The organism is Mitsuaria sp. TWR114 (assembly GCF_007997345.1).
In genome coordinates, this window is the sequence record NZ_VOSR01000211.1 from 1 (window position 1) to 1,454 (window position 1,454).

2 pseudogenes are annotated in these 1,454 nt (G+C 72.1%); both read right to left on the reverse strand.

Annotated elements, in window-relative coordinates:
* A pseudogene (locus FUT87_RS09660) lies at nucleotides 1–853 on the reverse strand (type II secretion system F family protein); the annotation flags it as partial.
* 77 nt (nucleotides 854–930) lie between these two features.
* Nucleotides 931–1,454 (reverse strand): annotated as a pseudogene (locus FUT87_RS09665) (GspE/PulE family protein); the annotation flags it as partial.

The following is a 1,454-nucleotide window of genomic DNA, read 5'->3' on the forward strand; positions in this document are numbered from 1 at the left end:
ATGGGCACGCCGGCGCCGGCCAGCATCGCCAGCGTTCCCGAGAAACGGGCCGCGTTGTAGCCGCGCGAGAGCCGGCCCAGCAGCGGCAGGTTCAGCCATGCCGCGTCGAAACGCTGCCGCGGACCTTCGCGCTTGAGGATCTGGCGCGCGCCGAAGAACACCGCCGCCAGCACCGCCACGATCGCCAGGCCCCAGGTCCGCATCAGGTCGGACAGGCCCATCATGATCCGCGTCAGCAGCGGCAGCGTCTGCTTGGTCTGCGTGAAGACGCCGCCACCTGCGGCACGACGTAGGTCAGCAGGAAGCTCACCGCCAGCACCGCGATGATGCAGACGATCACCGGATAGGCCAGCGCGCCGAACAGCTCCGAGCGCAGCCGCTGCTGCTCCTCGAGGTCGTCCGCCAGGCTCTCCAGCACCGGGCCCAGCGCGCCGCTCTGCTCGCCGGCGGCGACCACCGCGCGGTAGACGTCGTCGAACTCGCGCGGCGCGATCGCCAGCGCCCGTGCGAAGGACGAGCCCGCATTGACCTCGGACTTCAGCTGCGACATCAGCTCGCGCTGGCGCGGGTCCTCGGCCTCGTCGGCCAGTGCCGACAGCGAGCGCTCCAGCGGTAGGCCCGCCGAGACCAAGCCCGCCAGCTGCCGCGTCCACACCGTCAGCCCCGCCGCCTTGAAGGCGCGCCGCGCGAAGCGCGACTGCTTGCCGGCCGGTGCCGCCACCGGCTTCACGTCCATCGGCACCAGCCCCTGCGCGCGCAGCTGCGTGCGCGCGGCTTTCGCGGTGTCGGCCTCCAGCAGCCCCTGCTGGGACTTGCCGGACGCGTCGAGGGCGTCGTACTTGAAGGCGGGCATCGCTGGGAACCTCGTGATTGACTGCGTCGTGCGGCGTCGGGGGTAGCGTCAGGGCGCGCGGTCTTGATCGGCCGCGCTCACTCGCGCGTGACCCGCAGCACTTCCTCTTCGGACGTCACGCCCGCGGCCACCAGCCGGTCGCCGTCCTCGCGCATGGAGCGCAGGCCGTTGGCGCGCGCCGCGGCCAGCAGCTCGGACTCCGCCGCCTGGTTGTGGATCAGGCCGCGGATGGTGTCGTCGCAGACCATCAGCTCGTACACGCCGGTGCGGCCCTTGTAGCCGCTGCTCGCGCAGGCCGGGCAGCCGACCGGGTGGTAGCGCGCGCCGCCCTCGGGCAGCGGCTCCGGCGACTTGCACACCGGGCAGAGCTTGCGCACCAGCCGCTGCGCCAGCACGCCCAGCAGCGACGAGCTCAGCAGGAAGGGCTCCACGCCCATGTCGTCAGGCGCGTGACCGCGCTGACCGCGTCGTTGGTGTGCAGCGTCGCCAGCACCAGGTGACCGGTCAGCGAGGCCTGGATCGCGATCTGCGCCGTCTCGTAATCGCGGATCTCGCCGATCATGATCACGTCCGGGTCCTGGCGCAGGATGGCCCGCAGCGC